Genomic DNA, 25,040 nt, shown 5'->3' with positions numbered 1-25,040 from the left:
CGGCCGGGAGGCCGTGTCGACGGGGAGGGGCTGGGAATGGCACTGGACAAGCAACTGGACTGGCTGCTGGACGACTTGACGCGCAGGGTGCAGCAGGTGCGGCATGCGGTTGTGCTGTCCAATGACGGCCTGGTGACGGGGGCGAGCGCGGGACTGGCGCGGGAGGACGCCGAGCACCTGGCGGCCGTCGCGGCCGGTCTGCAGAGCCTGGCGAAGGGGTCCGGGCGGCACTTCAGGGCCGGCGAGGTCCGGCAGACGATGGTCGAGTACGACGAAGGGGTCCTCTTCGTCATGGCGGCGGGTGCGGGAAGCAGCCTGTGCGTGCTGAGCGCGGCCGAGGCGGACATCGGTCAGGTCGCTTACGAGATGACGCTGCTGGTCAACCGGGTGGGCGAGCACCTGGGCGTCGCGGAGCGGCGCATCACCGGCGGCTGAGTGGCGGCTTGGCCCTCCGGCTGAGCCGGCGGTGAGTCCGGCGGCCGATTCCGGCGGCCGATCCGGCGGGGCGGGGTCGCTCCGGGAGTTGTCCACAGGCTGCGCGGGATGTCGTTGCACTGGGTTACGGTCTTCACACAGAGTAATCATTGCTCGTGGGGGAGGACCGTGATGATGCAGATGGGGACCGCGCTGCGGGACGCCGAGGTGACCGAGCGCGCGGAGAGGGCCGTGGCTGTCGAAGGCGCCGGCGGCGACGTGGACGTGCTGGTGGGCGGCGCGCAGGCCGCGGGGGAACTGGGGCTGAGCCGCAGCGAGTTCGCCAGGGCCGTCCAGCTGGGGATCGTGCGGGCGGAGAGGCCGACGGCGGGCGGGACCGTGCGCTACGCACGGGCGGAGCTGGACCGGGCCAGGTCGGCCGCGGGCGGACCGGACGCGCTGCGCGAGCGGATCGAGGCCGTGGCCGGAGCGGGGGCCGCGGCCGAGGTGCTGGGGATCGGCCCGAGCCGGTTCACCCGCCTCGCGCGTTGCGGGCACGTCACCCCGGTCGGCTACCGGATCAACCGGTACCGCGCCGTCGTGTGGCTCTATCTGGCCGCAGAACTACGAACGTTCGCCGTGCGGGAGCCCGGGATGCTGAGCGGGATCGCACCCCCGGCCGACCGGGAGCTGATGGCGGCCAAGGCGGATCTGCGCCCGCGCCGGTGGCGCGGGCGGCACGTCGGGCTGCTGCTGAGACGGACCGCCGACCCCTGGGAGCGCGCCGCCGTACTGGCCTCCGTACTCCCGGAGGACGAGCTGCGGGAGGCCGTGCCCGACCCGGCGGAGCGGATCGTCCTGGCCGCGCTCGCACCGCCCCCTCCATACGGGCATCCGCAGGTCCCGGCGTCCGCCGCGGTGGCGCTGCAGCTGTTGAAGGCCGGGCCGCCGGAAGAGATCCGCTGGTACCGCACGAGCCTGGACTTCGCCCTGACGGCAGCGCGGGATCAGTCGAAGTCGACGGGGGAGAGGGGGCCGACGTAGACCCAGGCCCCGGCCTCGCGGGAGAAGCTGCTGTGCTCGTGCAGCGAGCCGGTGTGCCGGCCCTCGCGGTAGTGCGCGCGGAATTCGACCGAACCCTCCGTCTCGAACATCCCGCCGCGCTCGGTGGCGAGGATCTCCAGCCGCTCCCAGCGCTGCCCGGGGTCCAGGTCGAGATGGGCGGGACGGGTCGAGGGGTGCCAGGAGCGCAGCAGGTAGGCGGTGTCGCCGACGGCGAAGGCGCTGAACCGGGAGCGCATCAGCCGCTCGGCGGTGGGTGCCTGCTGGGCACCGGAGTGGAAGCGGCCGCAGCACTCCGGGTACGCGGCGGGCAGCCCGCAGGGGCAGGGGAGGGCGGAGGTGGCCATGGGCGTGCTCAGTTCTTCGGGGCGGGCTCGGACGGCCGGGCCGGGTCGGACGGCTTGGCGGGGTACGGACGGAAGAGGCCCTCCTGGACCACGGAGACCAGCAGCCTGCCCTCCAGATCGTAGATCCGGCCCCGGGCGAGACCGCGCCCGCCGTGCGCGATGGGTGACTCCTGGTCGTACAGGAACCACTCGTCCGCCCGGAACGGCCGGTGGAACCACATGGCGTGGTCGAGCGAGGCCATGTCGAAACCGCGCATGCCCCACAGGGGCTCCACGGGGATGCGCACGGCATCGAGGAGGGTCATGTCACTGGCGTAGGTCAAGGCGCAGGTGTGCACGAGCGGGTCGTCGCCCAGCGGGCCGACCGCGCGCATCCACACCGCGCTGCGGGGGTCGGCGCCCTTGAGCTCCTCCGGAGTCCAGCGGAGCCGGTTCACGTACCGGATGTCGAAGGGCTGGCGGCGGGCCATCCGCTCCAGCGCCTCCGGCAGTGCCCCGAGGTGCTCGCTGATCTCGTCCGCGACCTTGGGAAGCGTGTCCGGGTGGGGGACATGGTGAGGAGGCAGCTGGTGCTCGATGCTGCCCTCCTCCGGATGATGGAAGGAGGCGGTGAGATTGAAGATCGTCTTGCCCTGCTGGACCGCGGTGACCCGGCGCGTGGTGAAGGACCGCCCGTCGCGCACCCGCTCCACCTGGTACACGATCGGCACCCCGGGGATGCCGGGGCGCAGGAAGTACGCGTGCAGCGAGTGGACCGGGCGGTCGCTCTCGACGGTGCGGCCCGCCGCCACAAGCGCCTGGCCGGCGACCTGGCCGCCGAAGACGCGCTGGAGGGACTCCTGCGGGCTGGCGCCGCGGAAGATGTTGACCTCGATCTGCTCCAGATCGAGCAGATCGACCAATCTCTCGGCGGGGTTCGTCATCAGAGGATCTCCACTGTCGGGTCCGGGCGGGCCGGCGGGATGCCGGAGCAGGTCAGAGGGCGCCGAGCTCGCCGACCGAGGTGACCCGGATGACGGCCCGGCCCTCCTCGTCGGAGGCCGCGAGGTCGACCTCGGCGCTGATGCCCCAGCCATGGTCGCCGTTGGGGTCGGCGAAGGTCTGGCGGACGCGCCACAGGCCGTGCGCCAGGTCCTCCTCGATCTGGAGCAGCTTGGGGCCGCGCGCGTCGGGGCCGGTGCCCAGGTCGTCGTACTCGTCCCAGTACCCGTCCATGGCCTCGCCCCAGGCGTCGGCGTCCCAGCCGGACTCGGCGTCCAGCTCGCCCAGCACGTTGACGTGGTCGAGGGCGGCCAGCTCCACCCGGCGGAACATCGCGTTGCGGACCAGGACGCGGAAGGCGCGCGCGTTCGCGGTGACCGGCTTGACCTGGTCGGCCTTCTCCTGGGCCTGCTCCGCCGTCTCCACCTCCGGGTTCGCCAGCTGCTCCCACTCGTCGAGCAGGCTGGAGTCGACCTGGCGGACCAGCTCGCCCAGCCATTCGATCAGGTCCTGGAGGTCCTCGGACTTGAGGTCGTCGGGGATGGTGTGGTCGAGCGCCTTGAACGCGCTCGCCAGGTAGCGCAGCACGATGCCCTCTGTACGGGCCAGCTCGTAGAAGGAGGTGAACTCGGTGAAGGTCATCGCGCGTTCGTACATGTCGCGGATGATCGACTTCGGGGAGACGGGGTGGTCGCGCACCCACGGGTGGCTCTTGGCGTACACGTCGTAGGCGTGGAAGAGCAGCTCCTCGAGCGGCTTGGGATAGGTGACGTCCTGGAGACGCTCCATCCGCTCCTCGTACTCGATGCCGTCGGCCTTCATCTGGCCGACCTGGATGCCCCGTTCCTTGTTCTGCTGGGCGGCCAGGATCTGGCGCGGGTCGTCCAGCGTGGACTCCACGACGGACACCATGTCCAGGGCGTAGGAGGGCGACTCGGGGTCCAGCAGGTCGAAGGACGCCAGCGCGAAGGTGGACAGCGGCTGGTTGAGCGCGAAGTCCTGCTGGAGGTCGACGGTGAGCCGGATGGTGCGGCCCTCGGCGTCCGGGGTGTCGAGCTTCTCGACCACGCCGCCGTCCAGCAGCGAGCGGTAGATCGCGATGGCCCGGCGGATGTGCCGCAGCTGGGCCTTGCGGGGCTCGTGGTTGTCCTCGAGGAGGTGCCGCATGGCCTTGAAGGCATCGCCCGGCCGGGCGATGACGGAGAGCAGCATGATGTTGGTGACCTTGAACCGCGAGGTCAGGGCCTCCGGGTCGGCTGCGATGAGCTTCTCGAAGGTGGTGTCCGACCAGGCGACGAAGCCCTCCGGGGCCTTCTTGCGCACCACCTTGCGGCGCTTCTTCGGGTCGTCGCCCGCCTTCGCGAGGGCCTTCTCGTTCTCGATGACGTGCTCGGGTGCCTGCGCGACCACGTAGCCCGCCGTGTCGAAGCCGGCCCGGCCGGCGCGGCCGGCGATCTGGTGGAACTCGCGGGCGCGCAGCGTCCGGACCCGGTTGCCGTCGTACTTGGTGAGCGCGGTGAACAGCACCGTACGGATGGGGACGTTGACACCGACCCCGAGGGTGTCCGTACCGCAGATGACCTTCAACAGGCCGGCTTGGGCGAGCTTCTCCACCAGGCGGCGGTACTTGGGCAGCATGCCGGCGTGGTGCACGCCGATCCCGTGCCGGACGTAGCGGGAAAGGTTCTGGCCGAACTTGGTGGTGAAGCGGAAGTTGCCGATCAGGTCCTGGATCTTGTCCTTCTCCTCGCGGGTGCACATGTTGATGCTCATGAGCGACTGCGCCCGCTCGACCGCCTGGGCCTGGGTGAAGTGCACGATGTAGACGGGAGCCTGCCGGGTCTCCAGCAGCTCGGTGATCGTGTCGGTGATCGGCGTGGTGACGTACTCGTAGGACAGCGGGACGGGTCGGGTCGCGGAGCGGACCACCGAAGTGGGCCGGCCCGTGCGCCGGGTCAGGTCCTCCTCGAAGCGCTTCATGTCGCCGAGGGTCGCCGACATCAGGACGAACTGCGCCTGCGGCAGCTCCAGCAGCGGGATCTGCCAGGCCCAGCCGCGGTCCGGCTCGGCATAGAAGTGGAACTCGTCCATCACGACCTGGCCGATGTCCGCGTGCTTCCCGTCGCGCAGGGCGATGGAGGCCAGCACCTCGGCGGTGCAGCAGATCACCGGGGCGTCCGCGTTCACGGAGGCGTCGCCGGTCAGCATGCCGACGTTCTCGGTGCCGAAGAGCTTGCACAGGTCGAAGAACTTCTCCGACACCAGGGCCTTGATCGGAGCCGTGTAGAAGGTGACCTTGTCCTGGGCCAGGGCCGTGAAGTGCGCGCCGGCCGCGACGAGGCTCTTGCCGGAGCCGGTCGGCGTGGACAGGATCACGTTCGCCCCGGAGACGACCTCGATCAGCGCCTCCTCCTGAGCCGGGTACAGGGTGATGCCCTGGTCCTCCGCCCACGAGGAGAAAGCCTCGAAGAGGGCGTCGGGGTCGGCGTTCGGCGGGAGCTGATCAATGAGGGTCACACCCCCCATCTTGCCTGGCTTCCCCCCGGATCAGGGAACCGGCGGACGGAAGGAAGATCATCGACGGTACGCTGTGCCGTCGATGGGGCCCGAACGAAACGGTCGACGGGGCCCGACCACAACACCAGCGGGGCGGGAAACGACCATGATGGGTCCGGCGCACTCACTGTCCGGTGCAGCGGCCTGGCTGGGGGTGGGCGCGGCGACCGCGGCGGCCGGACACCCCATGCCGTGGCCCGTCCTCGTCGTCGGCGCGCTGATTTGCGCCGGGGCGGCTCTGGCCCCGGACCTCGACCACAAGTCGGCGACGATCTCGCGCGCCTTCGGCCCGCTCTCCAGGGGCCTGTGCGAGGTGGTCGACAAGATCTCCTACGCCGTCTACAAGTCCACCCGTTCCAAGAAGGACGCCCGCCGCACCGGCGGCCACCGCACGCTGACGCACACGTGGCTCTGGGCGGTGCTGACAGGCGGCGGAGCCTCCGTGCTCGCCGTCACCGCCGACCGCTGGGGCGTCCTGGCGCTGCTCTTCGTACACCTGGTGCTGGCGGTCGAAGGCCTGCTGTGGCGGGCGGCCCGGATGTCCAGCGACGTCCTGGTCTGGCTGCTCGGTGCGACCAGCGCCTGGATCCTCGCGGGAGTGCTCGACCAGCCCGGCAACGGCGCGGGCTGGCTGTTCACCGGCCCGGGCCAGGAGTACCTCTGGCTCGGCCTGCCGATCGTGCTCGGCGCCCTGGTCCACGACATCGGCGACGCGCTGACCGTCTCCGGCTGCCCGGTCCTGTGGCCCATCCCGATCGCCGGCAAGCGCTGGTACCCGATCGGCCCGCCGAAGCTGATGCGCTTCCGTGCCGGCAGCTGGGTGGAGCTCAAGGTCCTCATGCCGGTCTTCGTCCTGCTGGGCGGCTTCGGCGGCGCCTCGGCGCTCGGGTTCATCTAGATCCGCCTGCCGCCTCGCGCCGGCAGCTCCCTAAATCACTGGCGCGCGCCGTGCGCCCAGCGGGATGATCCGGAACCTCCGGGCCGCCCAGTGAGGGAGCTGTGATGACTGTTGTCGCGTTCGAGGCCTCCGGGTCCCAGCCGGAAGTCCGCGTGACGGCCGGGACGCTCCGAGGTGCCCGCGAGGAGGGCGTCGCGGTCTTTCGCGGCATCCCGTTCGCCGAGCCGCCGGTCGGCCCGCTGCGTTTCGCCGCACCGAGGCCCGTACGGGGGTGGGACGGGGTGCGCCCGGCCGTGTCGTACGGCCCGCCGCCCCCGCAGGGCGGCCACTTCGGCATGGACGCGCTGGCCCGGGCCGCGGTGGGCGACGACTGGCTCACGGTCAACGTCTGGTCGCCCGAGCCGGGCCCGGGCGCGGGGCTGCCGGTGCTGGTGTGGATCCAGGGCGGCGCCTACTCGATCGGCATGTCGGGCCTTCCCGAGTACGACGGCGGCCGCCTGGCGCGTGACGGCGGCGTCGTCGTGGTGACGTTCAACTACCGTGTGGGCCTCGAGGGGTTCGGGCAGATCGAGGGAGCGCCCGCCAACCGCGGCCTGCTGGACCAGATCGCGGCCTTGGAATGGGTGCGCGACAACATCCGGGCCTTCGGCGGCGACCCGGGCCGCGTCACCGTCTTCGGCCAGTCCGCGGGCGGCGGATCGGTCGCCGCGCTGCTGGCGATGCCGCGGGCGGCCGGTCTCTTCGGCCGGGCCGTCGCGCAGAGCGTGCAGGGCACCTTCTTCTCACCGGAGCTCGCCGCCGACATCGCCGCCGCCTGCGCCGCCGAGCTGGGGCTGCGGCCCACGTCGGCCGACCTGGCCGGGGTGGACCCCGCCCGGCTGCCCGCTGCCGGTGACGCGGTCGGCGCGAAGACGGACCGGTGGGCGGATCGCTGGGGCCCCGTCGCGCACCGGGCGATCCCCTTCTCCCCGGTCGTCGACGGCGACATCCTGCCCGTCACGCCGTGGCAGGCCCTGGCCGAGGGCGCCGGCCGGGGGATCGAACTCCTCGTCGGCCACACCCGCGACGAAACGCGGCTGCTCACCGCACTCGACGGACTGCTCGGCCAGGTCACTGCGGAGCAGGCGCAGACCGCCCTGCACGTCTTCGGTCCCGGTCAGGACGCCGCACACCGCTACCGCGAGGCCTTTCCGGCCGCGGGCCCGGACGAGCTGTACGAGCTGGTCGGCTCCGACTGGCTGTTCCGCATGCCGTCCCTCCACCTCGCCCAGGCCCAGACCGCCGGCGGCGGCCGTGCCCACGTCTACGAGCTGACCTGGTCCGCCCCGGGCATGGGCGGCGCCCTCGGCGCCTGCCACGGCCTCGACGTGCCGCTGGTCTTCGGCAACCTGGATCGCGGCCAGCCCGCCGTGCTGATCGGCGAGAGCCCGTTCCCGGAGGCCGAGGAGCTGTCGGCGCGCATGCGGGGCGCCTGGACGGCGTTCGCGGCACACGGCGACCCCGGCTGGCCCGCGTACGACACCGGGCAGCGCCTTGTGCAGCTCTTCGACACCCGGCCGGCCCTCGCCGCCTACCCGGAGGAGGCCTCCCGACTGATCTGGCAGGACCACGCCTTCCCCGCCCTGCCGCTCCTCGGCTCCTAGCCCGCCAGGCCGCCCGGCCGGACCATTTCCCCTGGTCAGCGGCGCGCCTTGGGTGTTCTGCTGATCGAATTCAGCGACCATGGTCAGGAAAGCGCATGGTGCGCGGGGATGTTGACGGATTGGGTTGCCAGGGTCAGGACGGCGGGGAAGGAAGCGAATGACACGCATGCTCGAGGGCTGCACGCCCTGGCCCGAGGAGTTCGTCGACCGCTACTGGATGGCCGGGCACTGGCGCGGCGACACGCTGGACGGCCTGCTGCGCGGCTGGGCCCTGCAGCACGGACCGCGGACCGCCCTCGTGCACGGTGCCACCCGCATCACGTACGCGAACCTGAACCGGCGCGTGGACCGCATGGCCGCCGGTTTCCGCCTGCGCGGCCTGCGGACCGGGCAGCGGGTCGTCGTCCAGCTGCCGAACGTGCCCGAGTTCGTCATCACCGTCTTCGCGCTGATGCGCGCCGGTATGGTCCCCGTCCTGTGCCCGGTCACGCACCGGGCGTCCGAGGTGTCTCCCGTCGCGTGGATCACCCAGGCCGTCGGCTACGTCGGTCCCTCGGCCTACCGGGGCTTCGACCACACGGCGATGGCCGCGGACATCGCGGCCCGAGGGCCCTTCCTGCGGCGGGTGTTCCCCCTCGAGGCGCCGGGCACCTCGTCCCCGTACGGCGGCTTCACGACCGACCCGTCGGGCTGTCACTACTTCCCGCTGGGCTCCGTCGACTCCCCGCCCGACCGGGCGCTCGCGCAGAGCGCCGGCCAGGTGGCGTTCCTCCTGTTGTCCGGCGGTGCCGGCGAGGAGCCCAAGCTCGTTCCGCGGACCCACAACGACTACGTCCACCAGGCGCAGACCGCCGCCGGACTGGTCTCGCTCACCGAGGACGACGTGTACCTCGCCGCGCTGCCCGCCGCGTCCGACTTCGCCTTCGGCTGCCCCGGCATCGTCGGGACCCTCTCCGTCGGCGGCACCGTCGTCCTGGTCGAGGATCCGGCGCCGGCGGAAAGCCTTCCGGTCATCGAGCGGGAGCGGGTCACCGTCACCTCGCTGGTGCCCGCCGTCGCCAGGCTGTGGCTCGACGCACTGCCCACGGTCCGGGCCGACGTGAGCAGTCTGCGTCTCGTGCAGATCGGCGGCGCGCCCGTGGACCGGGCGACCGCCGAACGGACGGGCATCGAACTGGGCTGTCGCCCGCAGCAGGTCTTCGGCACGGCCGGGGGGCCGCTCACCCTCACCCGGCCCGCCGATCCGGACGAGACCGTGTTCACCATGCAGGGCCGTCCGCTCTCGCCCGGCGACGAGATCCGCCTCGTCGACGCCGACGGCAAGGACGTGTCCGACGGGGAGCCCGGGGAACTCCTCATCCGGGGCCCGCACACCCCGCGAGGCTACTACCGGGCGCCCGAGCACACGGCACGCTCCTTCACCGCCGACGGCCACCTCCGCACCGGCTACCTCGCGCGGCGCACTCCGGACGGCAACCTCGTGGTGACCGGCCGCCTCGAGGACGGCCCGCCGGGGGCCGACCACGAGGGTCCGTCCGGCACGTGACGGGCAGCAGGACAGCAGGACAGCGGGCCGGCAGGACAGCGGGCCGGCGGGCAGCCTGGCCGGCCGCCGGACCGCCGGCCGGGGTCACCCGTGCCAGGACCGCCACAGCGCCGCGTACGCCCCGTCGGCCGCGACCAGCTCGTCGTGCGAGCCCAGTTCGCTGATCCGGCCGCCCTCGACCACCGCGATCACGTCCGCGTCGTGCGCGGTGTGCAGCCGGTGGGCGATGGCGATGACCGTGCGCCCGTCCAGCACCCGGGCGAGCGAACGCTCCAAGTGCCGCGCCGCACGCGGGTCCAGCAGCGAGGTGGCCTCGTCGAGCACCAGCGTGTGCGGGTCCGCCAGCACCAGCCGGGCCAGCGCGATCTGCTGCGCCTGCGCCGGGGTCAGTGCCGTGCCGCCGGAACCGACCTCGGTGTCCAGGCCGGCCTCCATGGCCCGCGCCCAGCCGTCCGCGTCGACCGCGCCCAGCGCCGCCCACAGCTCGGCGTCGTCGGCGCCCGTCCGGGCGAGGCGCAAGTTGTCGCGCAGCGAGCCCACGAACACGTGGTGCTCCTGGTTGACCAGCGCCACGTGCTCGCGCACCCGCTCCGCAGGCATCCGCGACAGCCGTGCCCCGCCGAGGGTGACCTCGCCGGTCCGGGGCGCGTAGATGCCCGCGAGCAGCCGTCCCAGGGTGGACTTGCCCGCACCCGAGGGCCCGACGAGCGCCATCCGGGTGCCGGGCGGCACGGACATCGACACGTGGTGCAGGACGTCCACGCCCTCCCGGTAGCCGAAGTGGACCTCCTCGGCCCGCACGTCCCGGCCCTCGGGAGCCACCTTCGCGTCCCCCGCGTCCGCCTCGATCTCCCGTACGCCCACCAGCCGGCCCAGCGAGACCTGGGCGACCTGCAGTTCGTCGTACCAGCGCAGGATCAGGCCGATCGGATCGACCAGCATCTGCGCGAGCAGCGCACCCGTGGTCAGCTGACCGACCGACATCCAGCCCTGCAGCACGCAGTAGCCGCCGATCAGCAGCACCGAGCCGAGGATCGTCACGAAGGTGACGTTGATGACGGGGAACAGGACCGTCCGCAGGAACAGCGTGTACCGCTCCCACGCGACCCACTGCGAGATCCGGCGCTCCGACAGCGCGATCCGCTCCGGCCCGAGGCGGTGCGCCTCGACCGTGCGGCCCGCGTCCACCGTCTCGGTGAGCACGGCCGCGACCGCCGCATAGCCGGCCGCTTCCGAGCGGTACGCCGAGGGCGCCCGCCGGAAGTACCAGCGGCAGCCGATCACCAGCACCGGCAGCGCCACCAGCGCGGCCAGTGCCAGCGGCGGCGCGGTCACCGCGAGCGCGCCGAACAGCAGCCCGGCCCACACGACGCCGATCGCCAGCTGAGGCACGGCCTGGCGCATGGCGTTCGCCAGCCGGTCGATGTCGGTGGTGATCCGCGACAGCAGGTCACCGGTACCGGCCCGCTCCAGCACGCCCGGCGGCAGACCCACCGACCGCACCAGGAAGTCCTCGCGCAGATCGGCCAGCATCTCCTCGCCCAGCATCGCCCCGCGCAGCCGGACCTGCCGGACGAAGAACGTCTGCACGGCCAGCGCCAGCGCGAACAGCAGCGCCACGCGCTCCAGATGCAGCTCGCCCGCCCCCGCCGAGAGATCGTCCACGATCCGGCCCAGCAGGTACGGGCCGACCATGGAGGCGATCACCGCGGCAGCGTTGACGCTCACCAGGGCCCCGAAGGCCCGCCGGTGGCGCCGGAACAGGTCGCGCACATAGCCCCGTACGGTCGCCGACGTGCCCACGGGCAGGGTCGCGGCCGATTCGGGGGCCGCCGGATCGTACTCCGGTGGCGCCACGCCGATCATGCGGATTCCTCGATCTCTGTGAGTACTTCTGCCAGCTCTGTCAGTTCCAGTCCGGCGAGCCGCTGCTCCTCGTCGGTCTCGCGGGTGACGACCGCCCGGTAGCGCGGCTCACCGTGCAACAGCTCGCGGTGGGTACCGACCGCCGCGACGCTGCCCCCCTCGATCAGCACGACCCGGTCCGCGCGGTCCAGCAGCAGCGGTGAGGACGCCAGCACCACCGTGGTCCGCCCGGCGCGCACGGCGGCGATCCCCTCCGCGATCCGTGCCTCGGTGTGCGAGTCGACCGCCGAGGTCGGCTCGTCGAGCACCAGCACCTCAGGGTCGGTGACCAGGGACCGTGCCAGCGCCAGACGCTGGCGCTGACCGCCCGACAGCGACCGGCCGCGCTCGGTGATCCGGGCGTCCATCGGGTCCTCGACCCCGTCCGGGGCCGACTGCAGCAGCGCGTCCAGCACGTCCGCGCACTGTGCCGCGCCCAGAGCGGCACCGGATTCGACCGCTCCGGAGGCCGGTACGTCGAACAGCTCGCGCAGGGTCCCGGACAGCAGCACCGGATCCTTGTCCTGTACGAGGACCAGGGTGCGCGCGGTGTCCAGTTCCAGGTCGTCCAGCGCGATTCCACCGAGGAGCACGGACGGCGTGCCCGCGTCCGCGTCCGCCCCCGCCTCCCCGTCCATGGGGTGGCCGCCGAGGCGTTCGGCGAGCCGTCCCGCCAGGTCCGGGTCGCCGCACACGACGGCGGTGAACCGGCCCGCGGGGGCCAGCAGTCGGGTCTGCGGGTCGTACAGGTCCCCGCCCGCGGCCGGCGATTCCACCGGCCCGGTGCGCGCGGGACGCTCGGCTGCGTCCGTACGGGTCAGCGACAGCACCCGGGCGGCCCGCTTGGCGGAGGGGCGCGAGAAGGAGTAGGCCATGGCGATCTCCTCGAAGTGCCGGAGCGGGTAGAGCAGCGTGGCCACCGCGCTGAACGCGGCGACGAGCTCACCCACCGCGATGGTCCCGTCGGTGACGAGCGTGGCGCCGTACCAGACCACGGTGATCATCAGCGCGCCCGGGAGCACCACCTGGATCGCGGAGATCAGCGCCCACATCCGGGCACTGCGCACCGCGGCCCTGCGGACCTCCTGCGAGGCCTCGCGGTAGCGGCCGAGGAACAGCTCCTCACCGCCGATGCCACGCAGTACGCGCAGGCCGGCGACGGTGTCGGAGGCCAGCTCGGTGGCCTTGCCCGCCTTCTCCCGCTGGATGTCGGCGCGCTTGGTGGCGCGCGGCAGCAGCGGCAGTGAGGCCAGGGCCACCAGTGGTACGCCGATGGCCACGACCACGCCGAGTTCGGGGGCGTAGAAGAGCAGGCCGATGCAGACGAGGACGACGGAGAAGACGGCCGCGAGGAAGCGCGAGACCGCCTCGACGAACCATCCGATCTTCTCCACGTCGCCCGTCGACACCGCCACCACTTCACCCGCGGCCACCCGGCGGGTGAGGGCGGAGCCCAGCTCGGCCGTCTTGCGGGCGAGGAGCTGCTGCACGCGCGCCGCGGCGGTGATCCAGTTGGTGACGGCCGTGCGGTGGAGCATGGCGTCGCCGACGGAGATGGCGACGCCGATGACCAGCAGCAGGGCGGCGACGCGCAGCAGCCGGTCCGGATCGCGGTCGACGACCGCGGTGACGCCCATCCCCACCGCGTACGGCAGCCCGGCGACGCCGGAGAAGTGCAGGATTCCCCAGCACAGGCTCTTCAGCTGTCCGCCGAGCTGACCGCGCCCCAGCCACAGCAGGAACCGGGGGCCGGAACGAGCGTCGGGTACCCCTGGATCCGGATACGGAAGATCGCTGATCTGCATGACGCCCCATGACTGGTCGAGTGGTTCAAACCGAGCAAGGTTCGCCTTCCGGACCGGTACCGGGCAATCGATTTTCCGTGGTGAGGTGCGGCGGCCAGCAGGTTTACGATGGCGGAGGGCGAGGTGGGGCCTGGTCACGGGGGTTGCGCGCCCCGGCGCTCAAGGGCGGGTGGCGTGCTCCAGTTCGAGCAGGGCCGAGTAGTAGCTCCGCCCGGTGGCCCGGTCCATGCCCACCTCGCACATCCGGTTCGCCGACAGGTGCGCGTCGAAGGCCCGCGTCGTCACTTCCGCCGCCTCGCGCGCCGTGGCCGAGGCCGTCAGCTCCGGGTGCAGCATGCCCCGGTCGCCGGCGAAGGCGCAGCAGCCCACGTCGTCCGGGACCACCACCTCGTCGGCGCAGGCCCCGGCCACCGCCCGCAATTGCGCCTCGTCGCCCAAGTGCCGCATCGAGCAGGTGGGATGGAGCACGGCCGAGCCCACCGTGCGCCGCACCTCCAGGTGCGGCAGCAGTTCCTCCGCGGCCCACACGACCGAGTCGACGATCCGCAGCTCCGCGTGCAGCGCCCGGTTGTCCTCCGTCAGGTACGGGACCACCTCGTGCGCGATCCCCAGGGTGCACGAGGAGGCGTCGACGACCAGCGGCAGCCGCCCGCCGGCCGTCCAGCCCCAGACCGCCTCGACGATCCGGTTGGCCATCTCCCGGTTGCCGGCGTCGTAGCCCTTGGAGTGCCAGATGGTCGCGCAGCAGGTTCCCTTCACGTCGCGGGGGATCCAGACCGGCTTGCCGGCGCGCTCCGACACGGCCACCACGGCCTCCGGCAGGGAGGGTCCGGGACGGCCCTCGGGTCCGCCGAAGATCCGGTTGACGCAGGCCGGGTAGTACACGGCCGAGGCGCCCGCCCGCCGGGTCGCGGGCAGGGTCCGCGCGGCCGCGCCGGGGATCTGCGGCAGCCACTGCGGCAGCAGGTCCGGTCGTACGGCCTTGCGCGCGGCCCCCGTGACCACCTCGAGGACCCGGTCCCCGACCCGGCGGGTGACGCGGTCGGCCGCGGCCACCGTCAGCCGGGCGGTGGCCTCGACGGTCCGGAACCGCCGCGCGGCCAGCGCCGCGGCGGCCTCCCCGCGCGCGCTGTGCCGGCGGTGGCGGAAGTCCTTCATCAGCGCCCCGGTGTCGATGCCGACGGGGCAGGCCAGCCTGCACGTGGAGTCGCCCGCACAGGTGTCCACCGCGTCGTAGCCGTAGGGGGTGAGCAGCCCGTCCAGCACGGGGGAGCCGGGCTGCTGGCGCATCATCTCGCGGCGCAGCACGATCCGCTGGCGCGGAGTGGTCGTCAGGTCCTCGCTGGGGCAGGTCGGTTCGCAGAAGCCGCACTCGATGCAGGGGTCGGCGACCGCCTCCACCTGCGGAATGGTCTTCAGCCCGCGCAGATGGGCCCGCGGGTCCCGGTCGAGGAGGATGCGGGGGGCGAGCACCCCGTCCGGATCGACGACCCGCTTGGTGCGCCACATCAGCCCGGCCGCCCTGGGGCCCCATTCCAGTTCGAGGAAGGGGGCCATGTTGCGGCCGGTGGAGTGCTCGGCTTTCAGAGAGCCGTCGAAGCGCTCCACGGTGAGCCGGCAGAAGGCCTCCATGAAGGCCCCGTACCGCTCGACGTCGGCCGGGTCCGCCGCGTCGAAGGCGAGGAGGAAGTGCAGGTTGCCGTGGGCGGCGTGCCCGGCGACTGCCGCGTCGAAGCCGTACCGCGCCTGGAGTGCGAGGAGCGCCTCGCAGGCTTCGGCCAGGCGGGACGGCGGTACCGCGAAGTCCTCGGTGATCAGGGTGGTGCCGGGGGCGCGGGCGCCGCCGACGGCGGTGACGAAGGCCTTGCGGGCCGTCCAGTAGCCGCCCACGGTCTTCGGGTCACTGGTGAAGGCATTGGTGACCGAGGCCACCGGGGCGACGAGGTCGAGTCCGTCGAGGGCCTGGGCGGCCCGGCGCGCGCAGGCGTCCCGGCCCGCCCCGTCGGGGGCCCGGAACTCGACGAGCAGGGCTGTCGTGTCCCGGGGCAGGTCCGCCCAGTCGGCGGGAACGCCCGGGACGCTGACCGAGGCGCGCAGGGTGTTGCCGTCCATCAGCTCCACGGCGATGGCGCCCGCCTCGTTGAAGACGGGCACGGCCGCGGCCGCAGCGGGCAGGGAGGGGAAGAACAGCAGCGCGGAGCAGACCTCGCGGTCGAGGGGGAGGGTGTCGAAGACGACCTCGGAGATGAATCCGAGGGTGCCCTCGGAGCCGACCATCAGGCCCCGCAGGATCTCGACGGGGGTGTTGCCGTCGAGATAGGCGTCGAGGCGGTAGCCGGTGGTGTTCTTGATCTCGTACTTGGCGCGGATCCGGGCGACCAGGGCGGGGTCGGCCTCGATCTCCTTCTTGATCTCCATCAGCCCGTGGCACAGGGCCGGTTCGGCGCGCGCCAGTTCCTCGTCGGCCAGCGGGTCGGCGGTGTCCACGACGGTGCCGCCGGCCAGGACGAAGGTGAGGGAGGAGAGCGTGCGGTACGAGTTCCGCGTGGTGCCCGCCGTCATGCCGGAGGCGTTGTTGGCGACGACCCCGCCGAGGGTGCAAGCGAGGGCGCTGGCCGGGTCGGGGCCGAGGACCCGGCCGTGCCGGGCGAGGGCGGCATTGGCCCGCACCACGGTGGTGCCGGGCCGGATCCGGGCCCGCCGGCCCTCCTCCAGCACCTCGATCCCGGCCCAGTGGCGACGTACCTCGACCAGGATGTCCTCGCCCTGGGCCTGGCCGTTGAGCGAGGTCCCGGCGGCGCGGAAGACGACCTCGCGCCGGCGGCCGCGGGCGTACGAGAGCACCGCGGAGACGTCGTCGATGTCCTCGGCGATCACGACGACCTGGGGCACGAACCGGTAGGGGGAGGCGTCGGAGGCGTAGCGGACCAGGTCGGACACCTTCCACAGCACCTTCTCGGCGCCCAGCAGCTCGGTCAGCTCGCCGCGCAGCGGCTCCGGGGTGCCGGCCGCCCGGTGCACGGGGACCCGGTCGGGTGAGGGGTCGCTGATGCTGCGCGGGCGCAGGGCCCCCGGCTTCGGTTCCAGCAGCGGCATGTGCGACCCCTCGCCTCACGGCGGCCCACGTGTGGCCTACTCAGCAGGTGCGCTCCGCCGGCGCGTCCGACAGGGCGTTCAGCAGGCCGCCGAGCACTTCGCGCTGGTCGGCGGTCAACGGAGCCAGGATCTCCTCTGCCGCGTCCGTTCGCGCGTTGCGCAGACGGCGCAGCGTGGCGCGGCCGGTGTCGGTGAGCTCGATCCTGATGACGCGCCGGTTGGCGGGGTCGGGCGCGCGGCGCACGCACTCGGCCGCCTCCAGGCCGTCGACGAGGGTGGTCACGGCGCGCGGGACGACTTCCAGACGCGCGGCGAGGTCCGCCATCCGGGGCGGCTGCTCGCCCTCGTAGTGCGAGACGAGGCGCAGCAGCCGACTCTGGGCGGGAGTGATCCCGAGCGGCACCATGTGGCGCTTCTGGATCCGGTGGAGCCTGCGCGTCAGGCGCAGGAGCTGTTCGGCGAGGAGGCGATCGGTGTCGGAGGCGGAGCTCATGCGGGAACAATATCAGGATGCAGTTCATTGTGAGCATAGGTAACAATGACCTATGCTCCAATGGTCCCGCCCGTGCCGAACGGGACTCCGCGAAGACCTTGACCCTGTCCCCCGAACCCCGAGAGGGTGCCCATGCCGCACGACGAACCGAAGTGGATCCCATCGAAAGACCCCCTCGACCCGGCCCGCCCCGCCCCGGCGGAACAGCCGAGGGAGCTGCGCCGCATCGTGGCGCTCTTCCGGCCCTACCGCGGCCGGCTCGCCGTCGTCGGCCTGCTCGTCGGCGCCTCCTCGCTGGTCGGCGTCGCCTCGCCGTTCCTGCTCCGGGAGATCCTCGACGTCGCGATCCCGCAGGGCCGCACCGGGCTGCTCAGCCTGCTCGCGCTCGGCATGATCCTCACCGCCGTCGTCACCAGCGTCTTCGGCGTGCTCCAGACGCTGATCTCCACCACCGTCGGCCAGCGCGTCATGCACGACCTGCGCACCGCCGTCTACGCGCAGCTCCAGCGGATGCCGCTGGCCTTCTTCACCCGCACCCGCACCGGTGAGGTGCAGTCCCGCATCGCCAACGACATCGGCGGCATGCAGGCCACCGTCACCTCCACCGCGACCTCGCTCGTGTCGAACCTGACGGCCGTCATAGCCTCCGTCGTCGCGATGCTCGCGCTCGACTGGCGGCTCACCCTCGTCTCGCTGCTCCTCCTCCCCGTCTTCGTGTGGATCAGCAGGCGGGTCGGCCGCGAGCGCAAGAAGATCACCATGAAGCGGCAGAAGCAGATGGCCGCCATGGCCGCGACCGTCACCGAGTCGCTCTCGGTGAGCGGCATCCTGCTGGGCCGCACCATGGGCCGCTCCGAGTCGCTGACCTCCGCCTTCGCCGAGGAGTCCGAGAAGCTCGTCGGACTCGAAGTGCGCTCGAGCATGGCCGGGCGCTGGCGGATGTCCACGATCGGCATCGTCATGGCCGCGATGCCGGCCCTCATCTACTGGGCCGCCGGCCTGGCCCTCCAGACGGGTGCCCCCTCGCTCTCCGTCGGCACCCTCGTCGCCTTCGTCACCCTCCAGCAGGGCCTGTTCCGGCCCGCCGTGAGCCTGCTGTCGACCGGTGTGCAGATACAGACCTCGCTCGCCCTGTTCACCCGCATCTTCGAGTACCTCGACCTGCCGGTGGACATCACCGAGCGAGCCGACCCGGTGCGCCTCGACCGGGCCAAGGGCGAGGTCGCGCTGGAGGACGTGCACTTCGCGTACGACGCCAAGAGCGGACCGACCCTCACGGGGATCGACATCACGGTCCCGGCCGGCGGTTCCCTCGCCGTGGTGGGCCCGACCGGCTCCGGCAAGAGCACGCTCAGCTACCTGGTGCCCCGGCTCTACGACGTGACCGGCGGGCGGGTCGCCCTCGACGGGGTGGACGTGCGCGACCTCGACTTCGACTCGCTGGCCCGTTCCATCGGCGTGGTATCGCAGGAGACCTACCTCTTCCACGCGTCCGTCGCGGACAACCTGCGCTTCGCCAAGCCGGACGCCACCGACGAGGAGATCGTCGAGGCGGCCCGCGCGGCGCAGATCCACGACCACATCGCTTCCCTGCCCGACGGGTACGACACCCTGGTCGGCGAGCGCGGATACCGGTTCTCCGGAGGCGAGAAGCAGCGGCTGGCCATCGCCCGCACCATCCTGCGAGACCCTCCGGTGCTGATCCTCGACGAGGCCACCAGCGCCCTGGACACCCGTACCGAGCACGCCGTCCAGCAGGCCATCGACAACCTCTCGGCCGGCCGGACCACGATCACCATCGCGCACCGGCTCTCCACCGTCCGCGACGCCGACCAGATCGTGGTGCTGGACGCGGGCCGCATCGCCGAGCGCGGTACCCACGAGGAGCTGCTGAAGGCGGACGGCCGGTATGCGGCGCTGGTCCGCCGGGACCGGGACGCCGCGCTGACGCCCGAGCCGCCCGAGGGCCTGGAGCTGGCTCCGGTGAATGTGTGACCGTATGACCGGCGCACGGGCAGAATGTCGCAAATCTCATGTTTCGCGGGTTAGCGTTTGCCCATGCGTCATGAGTACCGGCCGCCGCAGCGCCGTTTCCGGCTCACCCGCCGGGGCCGGCTGGCGCTCTTCCTCGGCACGCTGCTCGCGATCGGTGCCGCAGTCCTGATCCGGGTGTTAGGGGGCGGGGAAGCGCCGGAGAGGCCACGCCAGTTGGTGATTCCCGAGGGCTGGCGAGCCCCGCAGGTGTACGCCGCGATCGACCGGGAGCTGAAGCTCCCGCCGGGATCCACGAAGTCGGCGGTGTCCACCGCCGGACTGGCCCTGCCCGCGGAGGCCAAGGGCAATCCGGAGGGCTACCTCTTCCCGGCGACCTACCCGGTGACCTCGAAGTCCACCCCGGCCGCGCTCCTCGCGTACATGGTGCGCACGGCGAACGAGAAGCTCGCCACCAAGGCCGTCGCGGACGGCGGCAGGGCCCACGGGATGACCGCGTACCAGACGGCCACCCTTGCCAGCATCATCGAGGCGGAGGCGGAGGGCCGCGCCGACATGGGCAAGGTCGCACGGGTGGTGCACAACCGGCTGGCGAAGTCGATGCCGCTGCAGATGGACTCCACCATCAACTACGCGCTGAACCGCAGCACCGTGGACACCAAGCTCAGCGAGACCCGTATCGACAGCCCCTTCAACACCTACGAACGCCAGGGCCTGCCGCCCACCCCGATCGACAGCCCGGGGCTGGAGGCCATGGCGGCCGCGGTCGCGCCGACGCCCGGAGACTGGCTGTTCTTCGTCACCGTGAAGCCGGGGGACACCCGCTTCTCGGCCACCTACGACGAACACAAGAAGCACGTGGCGGAGTTCAACCGGATCCGCGCCCACGCGAGCTCCCGCGCAGGTCAGGGGGGCGTCACCGGGAAATGAGGGGCACCGGACCCGGGGTCGGCCCTACGATCGGCCGCCTCTGGTGGTGCGACGAGGCCGATCTGACCGCTCTCGTCGGATAGCACCGGTACGTGGAACGACTGGGCGAGCTGCTCTCGAAGGCGGCGCCGCGCGACGTCGCGGCGATGGGGCTCGGCTGCAGGCGGGATGTCGAGCGGGCCTGCCGCTTCGCCGAGACCTGCAGCCTGGATCCCGTCGTGCCGCCGGGTGGAAAGATCGCCAGCTACCGGCACGGAGGCGTGCCCGGGGCGTGCAGCAGCTTCATCGACTGCTGGACCCGGCACGAGATCGACGTGACCTTCACCGCCGGCGACCGCCACCGCTCGGTGCTCCTGTTCCGCGACGGTCCGAGCAACGCACGGCTGTGGGTGGACGGAATGCGCGTGGGGGAGGGCGAGCTGCTGGACAAGGGCGGCTTCTGGGTGGACGAACGTTTCTTCGTCATCCACGTGGAGGGCCCGGAAGACCATCCTCAGCAGGGGCTCGGCCACATCGGCGCCCAGCTCTACGCCATCGTCTCCCTCCTGGTCCACGACGCGGAGCGGCACACCACTCGTGTCTTCGTCCCGGACCGCACCGAGGACTGGACCGACCCCGTCCTGCACGTGCTCAACGGCACGGGCTACGTGTACGCGACCCCGGAGGCCTGCGCGGCGGACACCCCGGACCGGGAGTTCCCGATCGATCCCGCCCCGGCCGGCTGAGGCCCGGCGGGCGGGTCAGGCTGAGGGCGAGCCGACCCGTTCGCGGGTCAGCAGCCGGCGGATCGCGCGGACCGCGGCGCCGCCCGCCCGGTTGGCGCCGATGGTCGACGCCGACGGGCCGTAGCCGACCAGATGGATCCGCTCGTCGCGGACGGCCCTGGTCCCCTCGACCCGGATGCCGCCGCCCGGCTCGCGCAGGCGCAGCGGGGCCAGGTGGTCGACGGCCGCGCGGAATCCGGTGGCCCACAGGATGACGTCCGCGTCCACGCGGCTCCCCTCCGCCCAGACGGCGCCCGTGGCGGTGATCCGGTCGAACACCGGCCGGCGGTCCAGGACCCCCGAGGCCAGACCGGCCCGGACGGCCTCGTTCAGCGGGAGCCCCGTCACGCTGACCACGCTCTGCGGCGGCAGCCCCCGGCGGACCCGCTCGTCCACCAGGGCCACCGCGGCCCGGCCCTCGGCCTCCCCGAAACGGCCGTCGCGGAAGACCGGCGGCCGCCGGGTCACCCAGGTGGTCGCCGCCGCCACCTCGGCGATCTCCAGCAGGTGCTGCACCGCCGACGTGCCGCCGCCCACGACGATCACCCGAGCCCCGGCGAACTCCTGCGGTCCGGGGTAGCCGGCCGTGTGCAGCTGGCGGCCGCGGAAGGTCTCCTGGCCCGGATAGCGCGGCCAGAACGGCCGGTCCCAGGTTCCCGTGGCGTTGATCAGGGCCCGGGCCGACCAGATGCCCGCCGAGGTCTCGACGCGCAGCCGGCCGTCGTCCCCCTCGCGCACGGCCGAGACGTCCACGGGACGCCGTACGCGCAGGTCGAAGCGGTCCTCGTAGGAGGCGAAGTACTCCCCGATCACCTCGGACGAGGCCCGCAGCGGGTCGGCGCCGGTCAGCTCCATGCCGGGCAGGGCGTGCATCCCGTGGACCCTGCCGTAGGTGAGCGAGGGCCAGCGGTACTGCCAGGCTCCGCCCGGTCGCGGCGCGTGGTCCAGGACCACGTGGTCGAGCCCCGCCCGCGCCAGGTGGTAGGCGCTGGACAGGCCCGCCTGCCCCGCGCCGACGACCACCACGTCCACCGTGCCCATGTCCCGCGTTACATCGTTCACGGTTCTACTAACTGGCGAGGGTCGCCTGATCTTCCCCGCCCGGCCGGGCCTGGAGCCGCCGAGAAATCTCAGGCAGCGGCTCGGGCGGCAGCGGTCAGCCCGCCGTCGATCCGGCAGTGCTCGCCGTGCTCGTGCCCCTCAGATTCCGCCCGGGCCGGGGCCGGTGCGGCGCAGCGTCGCCAGGACCGGTCCGACCGGCTGCAGGGTGAGGCCCGGGAACACCCCGGCCCGTCCGCTCCCGCTGTCCAGGTGGAACCGCTGCCCCAGTACGGCGAGCACGAGCGCGGCCTCCACCAGCGCGAACCGCGCCCCCAGGCAGGCCCGCGGGCCCCCGCCGAAGGGGAACCAGGCGTGTTCGGGCGCCGGACGCGGGGCGTCCGCGTCCCACCGCTCGGGGCGGAACGACTCCGGGTCGGGGAACCACCGCTCGTCCCGGTGCATCGACCAGGGGCTGGTCCACACCGCCGTCCCCGCCGGCACCGCCCGCCCGCCGATGCTCGCGCCCTCCGCGGCGATTGCCGAGATCAGCCAGATCGGCGGATAGATGCGCAGCGCTTCCTTGACCACCTGCCGGGTCCACGGCAGCCGCGCGTAGTCGTCGTACCTCGGCAGGCGCCCGCCGAGCACCCGGTCCAGCTCCTCCGTCAGCCGGGCCCGCGCCTCCGGGGCGCCCGACAGCAGCTGCCAGGCCCAGGTCAAGGTGGTCGACGTGGTTTCGTGGCCGCCGATGTAGAGGGTGATCGACTCGTCCCGCAGCTCCTTGCGGGAGAGCGGGCCGCCGTCCTCGTCGCGGGCCGCGAGCAGCCGGCTCAGCAGGTCGTCCCGCTCCGCGCCGGCCGCCGAGGCCGTCTCGTGCTCCCGTATGACGTGCTCGATCTCCCGGTCGAGGACCGCCACCGCCTCCCGCATCCGGCGCCGCCCGGGAGTGCGCACCCACGGCGGCAGGAACAGCGTCAGCCCCCGGAACTCCGCGCCCAGCTCCCGCTGCGCCGTGGCCATCGCCGCGCTGATGGGCGCCTCCCGGCCGGCCGCGTCGCTCCCGAACAGCGTGCGCACCGCGATCCGCTGGGTGAGCCCGGCCATCTCCCGGTGCACGTCGATCCGTTCGCCCTCGCGCCAGCCGCCGGCCAGCGCGTCCGCGCACTCCACCATCGTGGCAGCGTACGAGCGCACCTGGCGCGGCCGCACGGCCGGCTGGACCAGCGCCCGCTTGCGCCGCCAGTCGTCCCCGGTGGCGACGACCACCCCGTCGCCCAGCAACTGGTGGAAGGCCCAGCCCAGTTCCATCGGCTTGAAGGTGGACTCGACGGCGCCGAGCAGTTCGGCGGCGTGCTCGGGCCGGGAGACCAGCACGTTGCGCTGCGGGCCGAGGGCCCAGGGCACCCAGTCGCCGTAGTCGTCGCGCAGGGACTCGAAGAAGGCCAGGGGATCGCGGGCGAAGGCGGGCAGGTTCCCGAGCAGGGGCCACCTGCGGGGTCCGCCGTTCCGGGTGCCCGGGGGCAGGGTCGCGGTCACGCAGGCATGGTGACAGCAGCTCCCGCAGGGCACCAGGGTCCGGACCGAGCCGGGCTGTCGGGTCGTCAGGCCGTCCGGCGCGCCGCCAGCCAGTCGTGCGCCGCGTCCGCGGTGAACTCCGGCTGCCCGCCCGGGAAGAGGAGTCCGGCCGTGGCGAAGGCCGGGTCGTCCGCGATGTCCGCCGCGTACGGGATCACCATGCAGCCCATGCCCGCGGCGTGGGCGGCCTGCGCCCCCGGCGTCGCGTCCTCGACGACCACGCAGTCGGCGGGCCGCGCGCCCAGCCGGCGGGCCGCCTCCAGGAACACGTCGGGAGCGGGTTTGCCGTGCGCGACCTCCTCGGCGGAGACGGCCGTGGTCAGCACCGCGTCCAGCCCGGTGCCGGCCAGGACGGCGTCGATCGCCTCGCGCGAGGATCCGGAGGCGACCGCGATCGGCACCCCTTCGGCGTACAGCCGCTCGACAAACGTCCGCATCTGCGGGAACACCTCGGTCCGGGTGCGGGCCAGGTCCAGGTAGGCCGCGTTCTGCTCGGCGAGCAGCTGCTCGACCGGCGCCCGGATGCCGTACCGGTCCTTGAGGATCTCCAGCGTTTCCAGGGTGCCGATGCCGATGAAACGGGAGTGGTGTTCCCACGTGAAATCGGGGACTCCGTGCCGCTCCAAGGTGCGGCGCCCGGATTCGTAGTAGTTCGGCTCGCTGTCCACGAGGGTGCCGTCGAGATCGAATATGACGGAAATCATCCGTTGTGCCCGTCCTACCGGTTCTGTCCTGTCTCGGTCATCCTGTCAGGTCTTGCGGGCCTTCCTCCCCACGGATTCGACCAGCGGCAGCATCCGGTGCGGGACCCGCTCGCGCAGGGCCACTTCCGTCCGCGTACGGACCACGCCGGGGAGCTGGATCAGCCGCTGGATCACGTCCTCCAGGTGCCCGTTGTCGCGGGCCGCCACGCGGGTCAGCAGGTCCCCGCCGCCGGTGATCGAGAAGGCCTCGATGATCTCCGGTACGGCGGCCAGCGCGTCACCCACGTCGTCCAGGTGCCCCTGGGTGACCTCGATGTGGACGAAGGCCAGCACCGGGTGGCCCAGCGCGGCGGGGGACAGCACCGGCCCGGTCCCCATGATCACGCCCGTGCGCTCCAGCCGGTCCAGCCGGGCCTGCAGGGTCCCGCGCGCGACGCCGAGGATGCGGGCGTACTCGCGGACGCTGGTGCGCGGCTGCTCGATCAGCAGGCGCAGGATTCGGGTGTCGAGCTCGTCCACCGCCATGCCGCGACTGTACCAATGGCCCAGTTCAATGCATTCGTTCCCGGCCACGACGGGGCCCGGTGTGCAGCCAGGGCTGCCCCAGGTAGGCCAGGCCGACCGCCAGCACCGTCACGGCGGCCGGCAGCAGCAGCCACCCCACCTCCCACCCGGCCCGCACCAGCAGCGCCCCGAGGAAACCGCCGGCGAACATCGCCAGCACGGTCAGGCCGCGCAGCTCCCAGCGGCTCCTCCCCGATCCGAAGACGTTCCCCTGGCCCATGGCGGAGCCGCCCAGGAAGGCGCTCATGGACCGGGTGACCAGGGTCGTCGGCACGCCGGGCACGTTCGCCCGCATGATCGTGGCGTTGCGCATCCCCATCGCCAGCGCCAGGACCGCCGTCACCGTCAGGTGCCGGGCCGTCGGAGCCCCGTAGCGCGGTGCCAGGCCCCATCCGAGGGCCGCGGCGAGGAGGACGAGCCCGGACTCGGCGAGCAGGCCGATCACGAACCAGCGCCGGCCGCGGCCCTCCGTCACGGACTCCAGGTGGGCCCCGCAGACCGCGCCGACGGCGAAGGCGGCGAGGGAGACCGCGGACGACAGCGCCGGCAGGTGGCCCGCCCGCGCGGCGCCGAAGGACAGGAACAGCACGTTGCCGGTCTGCATCGCCGTGAACACCGGTCCGAGCGCGAGCAGGCTCACCGCCTCGATCAGCCCCGTCACCACCGTCAGGACGATCAGCAGCGCGGGCATCCGCGGCCGGCCCCGCCGCACACCCGCCGATCC

At 72.7% G+C, this 25,040-nt stretch carries 20 protein-coding genes; 8 read left to right on the top strand and 12 right to left on the bottom strand.

Annotated elements, in window-relative coordinates:
* The first annotated feature begins 36 nt into the window (after positions 1 to 36).
* Both PV721_RS23770 and PV721_RS23765 read left to right on the top strand, forming a co-directional pair.
* The gene (locus PV721_RS23770) at positions 37 to 435 is read left to right on the top strand and encodes a roadblock/LC7 domain-containing protein (protein WP_030384197.1); all 399 of its coding nucleotides are present in this window, start codon (positions 37 to 39) and stop codon (positions 433 to 435) included.
* A gap of 171 nt (positions 436 to 606) precedes the next feature.
* Positions 607 to 1,458 (top strand): DUF6397 family protein, encoded by an 852-nt coding sequence (locus PV721_RS23765; protein ID WP_319727578.1) that lies wholly within the window; start codon positions 607 to 609, stop codon positions 1,456 to 1,458.
* Here PV721_RS23765 and PV721_RS23760 read toward each other — a convergent pair.
* From PV721_RS23760 to PV721_RS23750, 3 genes are read right to left on the bottom strand one after another with little or no spacing between them, the layout of a single operon-like run.
* Entirely contained in the window at positions 1,422 to 1,823 is a 402-nt protein-coding gene (locus PV721_RS23760) for a YchJ family protein (protein WP_319727577.1), read from the bottom strand. The two genes, PV721_RS23765 and PV721_RS23760, sit on opposite strands and share 37 nt — an antisense overlap.
* 8 nt (positions 1,824 to 1,831) lie before the next feature.
* Positions 1,832 to 2,746, bottom strand: coding sequence for an acyl-CoA thioesterase II (locus tag PV721_RS23755; RefSeq protein ID WP_319727574.1), 915 nt, complete (start codon positions 2,744 to 2,746; stop codon positions 1,832 to 1,834).
* Positions 2,747 to 2,798: 52 nt separating this feature from the next.
* Positions 2,799 to 5,321 (bottom strand): DEAD/DEAH box helicase, encoded by a 2,523-nt coding sequence (locus PV721_RS23750; protein ID WP_319727573.1) that lies wholly within the window; start codon positions 5,319 to 5,321, stop codon positions 2,799 to 2,801.
* A gap of 145 nt (positions 5,322 to 5,466) precedes the next feature.
* Here PV721_RS23750 and PV721_RS23745 point away from each other — a divergent pair, with 145 nt between their 5' ends.
* From PV721_RS23745 to PV721_RS23735, 3 genes are all read left to right on the top strand, one after another.
* A complete protein-coding gene (locus tag PV721_RS23745; protein ID WP_319727572.1) occupies positions 5,467 to 6,258 on the top strand; it encodes a metal-dependent hydrolase in 792 nt (263 codons plus the stop codon).
* Positions 6,259 to 6,362: 104 nt separating this feature from the next.
* Positions 6,363 to 7,901 carry a carboxylesterase/lipase family protein gene (locus tag PV721_RS23740; protein ID WP_319727571.1) on the top strand — a complete coding sequence of 513 codons (1,539 nt, stop codon included), beginning with the start codon at positions 6,363 to 6,365 and terminating at the stop codon, positions 7,899 to 7,901.
* A gap of 157 nt (positions 7,902 to 8,058) precedes the next feature.
* Entirely contained in the window at positions 8,059 to 9,447 is a 1,389-nt protein-coding gene (locus PV721_RS23735) for a (2,3-dihydroxybenzoyl)adenylate synthase (RefSeq protein ID WP_319727570.1), read from the top strand.
* 84 nt (positions 9,448 to 9,531) lie between these two features.
* On the opposite strand, the gene PV721_RS23730 is transcribed toward PV721_RS23735, so the two are convergent.
* The 4 genes from PV721_RS23730 to PV721_RS23715 form a co-directional block, all read right to left on the bottom strand.
* Entirely contained in the window at positions 9,532 to 11,313 is a 1,782-nt protein-coding gene (locus PV721_RS23730; RefSeq protein ID WP_319727568.1) for an ABC transporter ATP-binding protein, read from the bottom strand.
* Positions 11,310 to 13,157, bottom strand: coding sequence for an ABC transporter ATP-binding protein (locus PV721_RS23725; protein WP_319727567.1), 1,848 nt, complete (start codon positions 13,155 to 13,157; stop codon positions 11,310 to 11,312). Before PV721_RS23725 ends, PV721_RS23730 begins: the two co-directional genes overlap by 4 nt.
* 159 nt (positions 13,158 to 13,316) lie before the next feature.
* A complete protein-coding gene (locus tag PV721_RS23720; RefSeq protein ID WP_319727566.1) occupies positions 13,317 to 16,253 on the bottom strand; it encodes an FAD-binding and (Fe-S)-binding domain-containing protein in 2,937 nt (978 codons plus the stop codon).
* Positions 16,254 to 16,293: 40 nt separating this feature from the next.
* The gene (locus PV721_RS23715; protein ID WP_319727565.1) at positions 16,294 to 16,746 is read right to left on the bottom strand and encodes a MarR family winged helix-turn-helix transcriptional regulator; all 453 of its coding nucleotides are present in this window, start codon (positions 16,744 to 16,746) and stop codon (positions 16,294 to 16,296) included.
* Between the two features lie 132 nt (positions 16,747 to 16,878).
* Here PV721_RS23715 and PV721_RS23710 point away from each other — a divergent pair, with 132 nt between their 5' ends.
* The 3 genes from PV721_RS23710 (at position 16,879) to PV721_RS23700 (ending at position 20,393) form a co-directional block, all read left to right on the top strand.
* Complete coding sequence (locus tag PV721_RS23710) at positions 16,879 to 18,741, top strand: ABC transporter ATP-binding protein (RefSeq protein WP_319727564.1); 1,863 nt, start codon at positions 16,879 to 16,881, stop codon at positions 18,739 to 18,741.
* 63 nt (positions 18,742 to 18,804) lie between these two features.
* On the top strand, positions 18,805 to 19,668 hold the full coding sequence (gene mltG / locus PV721_RS23705; protein ID WP_319727563.1) for an endolytic transglycosylase MltG: 864 nt from the start codon (positions 18,805 to 18,807) through the stop codon (positions 19,666 to 19,668).
* Positions 19,669 to 19,760: 92 nt separating this feature from the next.
* Positions 19,761 to 20,393 (top strand): hypothetical protein, encoded by a 633-nt coding sequence (locus PV721_RS23700; RefSeq protein ID WP_319727561.1) that lies wholly within the window; start codon positions 19,761 to 19,763, stop codon positions 20,391 to 20,393.
* A 15-nt stretch (positions 20,394 to 20,408) separates the two neighbouring features.
* On the opposite strand, the gene PV721_RS23695 is transcribed toward PV721_RS23700, so the two are convergent.
* From PV721_RS23695 to PV721_RS23675, 5 genes are all read right to left on the bottom strand, one after another.
* Positions 20,409 to 21,473 carry an FAD-dependent oxidoreductase gene (locus PV721_RS23695; protein WP_319727579.1) on the bottom strand — a complete coding sequence of 355 codons (1,065 nt, stop codon included), beginning with the start codon at positions 21,471 to 21,473 and terminating at the stop codon, positions 20,409 to 20,411.
* 159 nt (positions 21,474 to 21,632) lie between these two features.
* Positions 21,633 to 23,009, bottom strand: a complete 1,377-nt coding sequence (locus PV721_RS23690; RefSeq protein WP_319727559.1) for a cytochrome P450 — start codon at positions 23,007 to 23,009, stop codon at positions 21,633 to 21,635.
* A gap of 65 nt (positions 23,010 to 23,074) precedes the next feature.
* Positions 23,075 to 23,752: an HAD-IA family hydrolase gene (locus PV721_RS23685; protein ID WP_319727558.1), complete on the bottom strand. Its 678-nt coding sequence runs from the start codon at positions 23,750 to 23,752 to the stop codon at positions 23,075 to 23,077.
* A gap of 45 nt (positions 23,753 to 23,797) precedes the next feature.
* The gene (locus PV721_RS23680) at positions 23,798 to 24,277 is read right to left on the bottom strand and encodes an Lrp/AsnC family transcriptional regulator (protein ID WP_319727557.1); all 480 of its coding nucleotides are present in this window, start codon (positions 24,275 to 24,277) and stop codon (positions 23,798 to 23,800) included.
* A gap of 25 nt (positions 24,278 to 24,302) precedes the next feature.
* Positions 24,303 to 25,040 (bottom strand): YoaK family protein (locus PV721_RS23675; protein WP_319727554.1); only part of this gene is annotated, 738 nt, incomplete at its 5' end.

This window comes from Streptomyces sp. MB09-01, from assembly GCF_033794505.1.
Lineage (GTDB): Bacteria > Actinomycetota > Actinomycetes > Streptomycetales > Streptomycetaceae > Streptomyces.
Note: the sequence above shows the minus strand (reverse complement) of the source record. Positions and strands in the feature narration are given on the sequence as shown.

Bases quoted from the DNA above. Each gene is read 5' to 3' on its own strand.
- PV721_RS23770 (WP_030384197.1), top strand. From the start codon at position 37: ATGGCACTGGACAAGCAACTGGACTGGCTGCTGGACGACTTGACGCGC.
- PV721_RS23765 (WP_319727578.1), top strand. From the start codon at position 607: ATGATGCAGATGGGGACCGCGCTGCGGGACGCCGAGGTGACCGAGCGC.
- PV721_RS23760 (WP_319727577.1), bottom strand. From the start codon at position 1,823: ATGGCCACCTCCGCCCTCCCCTGCCCCTGCGGGCTGCCCGCCGCGTAC.
- PV721_RS23755 (WP_319727574.1), bottom strand. From the start codon at position 2,746: ATGACGAACCCCGCCGAGAGATTGGTCGATCTGCTCGATCTGGAGCAG.
- PV721_RS23745 (WP_319727572.1), top strand. From the start codon at position 5,467: ATGATGGGTCCGGCGCACTCACTGTCCGGTGCAGCGGCCTGGCTGGGG.
- PV721_RS23740 (WP_319727571.1), top strand. From the start codon at position 6,363: ATGACTGTTGTCGCGTTCGAGGCCTCCGGGTCCCAGCCGGAAGTCCGC.
- PV721_RS23735 (WP_319727570.1), top strand. From the start codon at position 8,059: ATGACACGCATGCTCGAGGGCTGCACGCCCTGGCCCGAGGAGTTCGTC.
- PV721_RS23730 (WP_319727568.1), bottom strand. From the start codon at position 11,313: ATGATCGGCGTGGCGCCACCGGAGTACGATCCGGCGGCCCCCGAATCG.
- PV721_RS23725 (WP_319727567.1), bottom strand. From the start codon at position 13,157: ATGCAGATCAGCGATCTTCCGTATCCGGATCCAGGGGTACCCGACGCT.
- PV721_RS23720 (WP_319727566.1), bottom strand. From the start codon at position 16,253: ATGCCGCTGCTGGAACCGAAGCCGGGGGCCCTGCGCCCGCGCAGCATC.
- PV721_RS23715 (WP_319727565.1), bottom strand. From the start codon at position 16,746: ATGAGCTCCGCCTCCGACACCGATCGCCTCCTCGCCGAACAGCTCCTG.
- PV721_RS23710 (WP_319727564.1), top strand. From the start codon at position 16,879: ATGCCGCACGACGAACCGAAGTGGATCCCATCGAAAGACCCCCTCGAC.
- mltG (WP_319727563.1), top strand. From the start codon at position 18,805: ATGCGTCATGAGTACCGGCCGCCGCAGCGCCGTTTCCGGCTCACCCGC.
- PV721_RS23695 (WP_319727579.1), bottom strand. From the start codon at position 21,473: ATGGGCACGGTGGACGTGGTGGTCGTCGGCGCGGGGCAGGCGGGCCTG.
- PV721_RS23685 (WP_319727558.1), bottom strand. From the start codon at position 23,752: ATGATTTCCGTCATATTCGATCTCGACGGCACCCTCGTGGACAGCGAG.
- PV721_RS23680 (WP_319727557.1), bottom strand. From the start codon at position 24,277: ATGGCGGTGGACGAGCTCGACACCCGAATCCTGCGCCTGCTGATCGAG.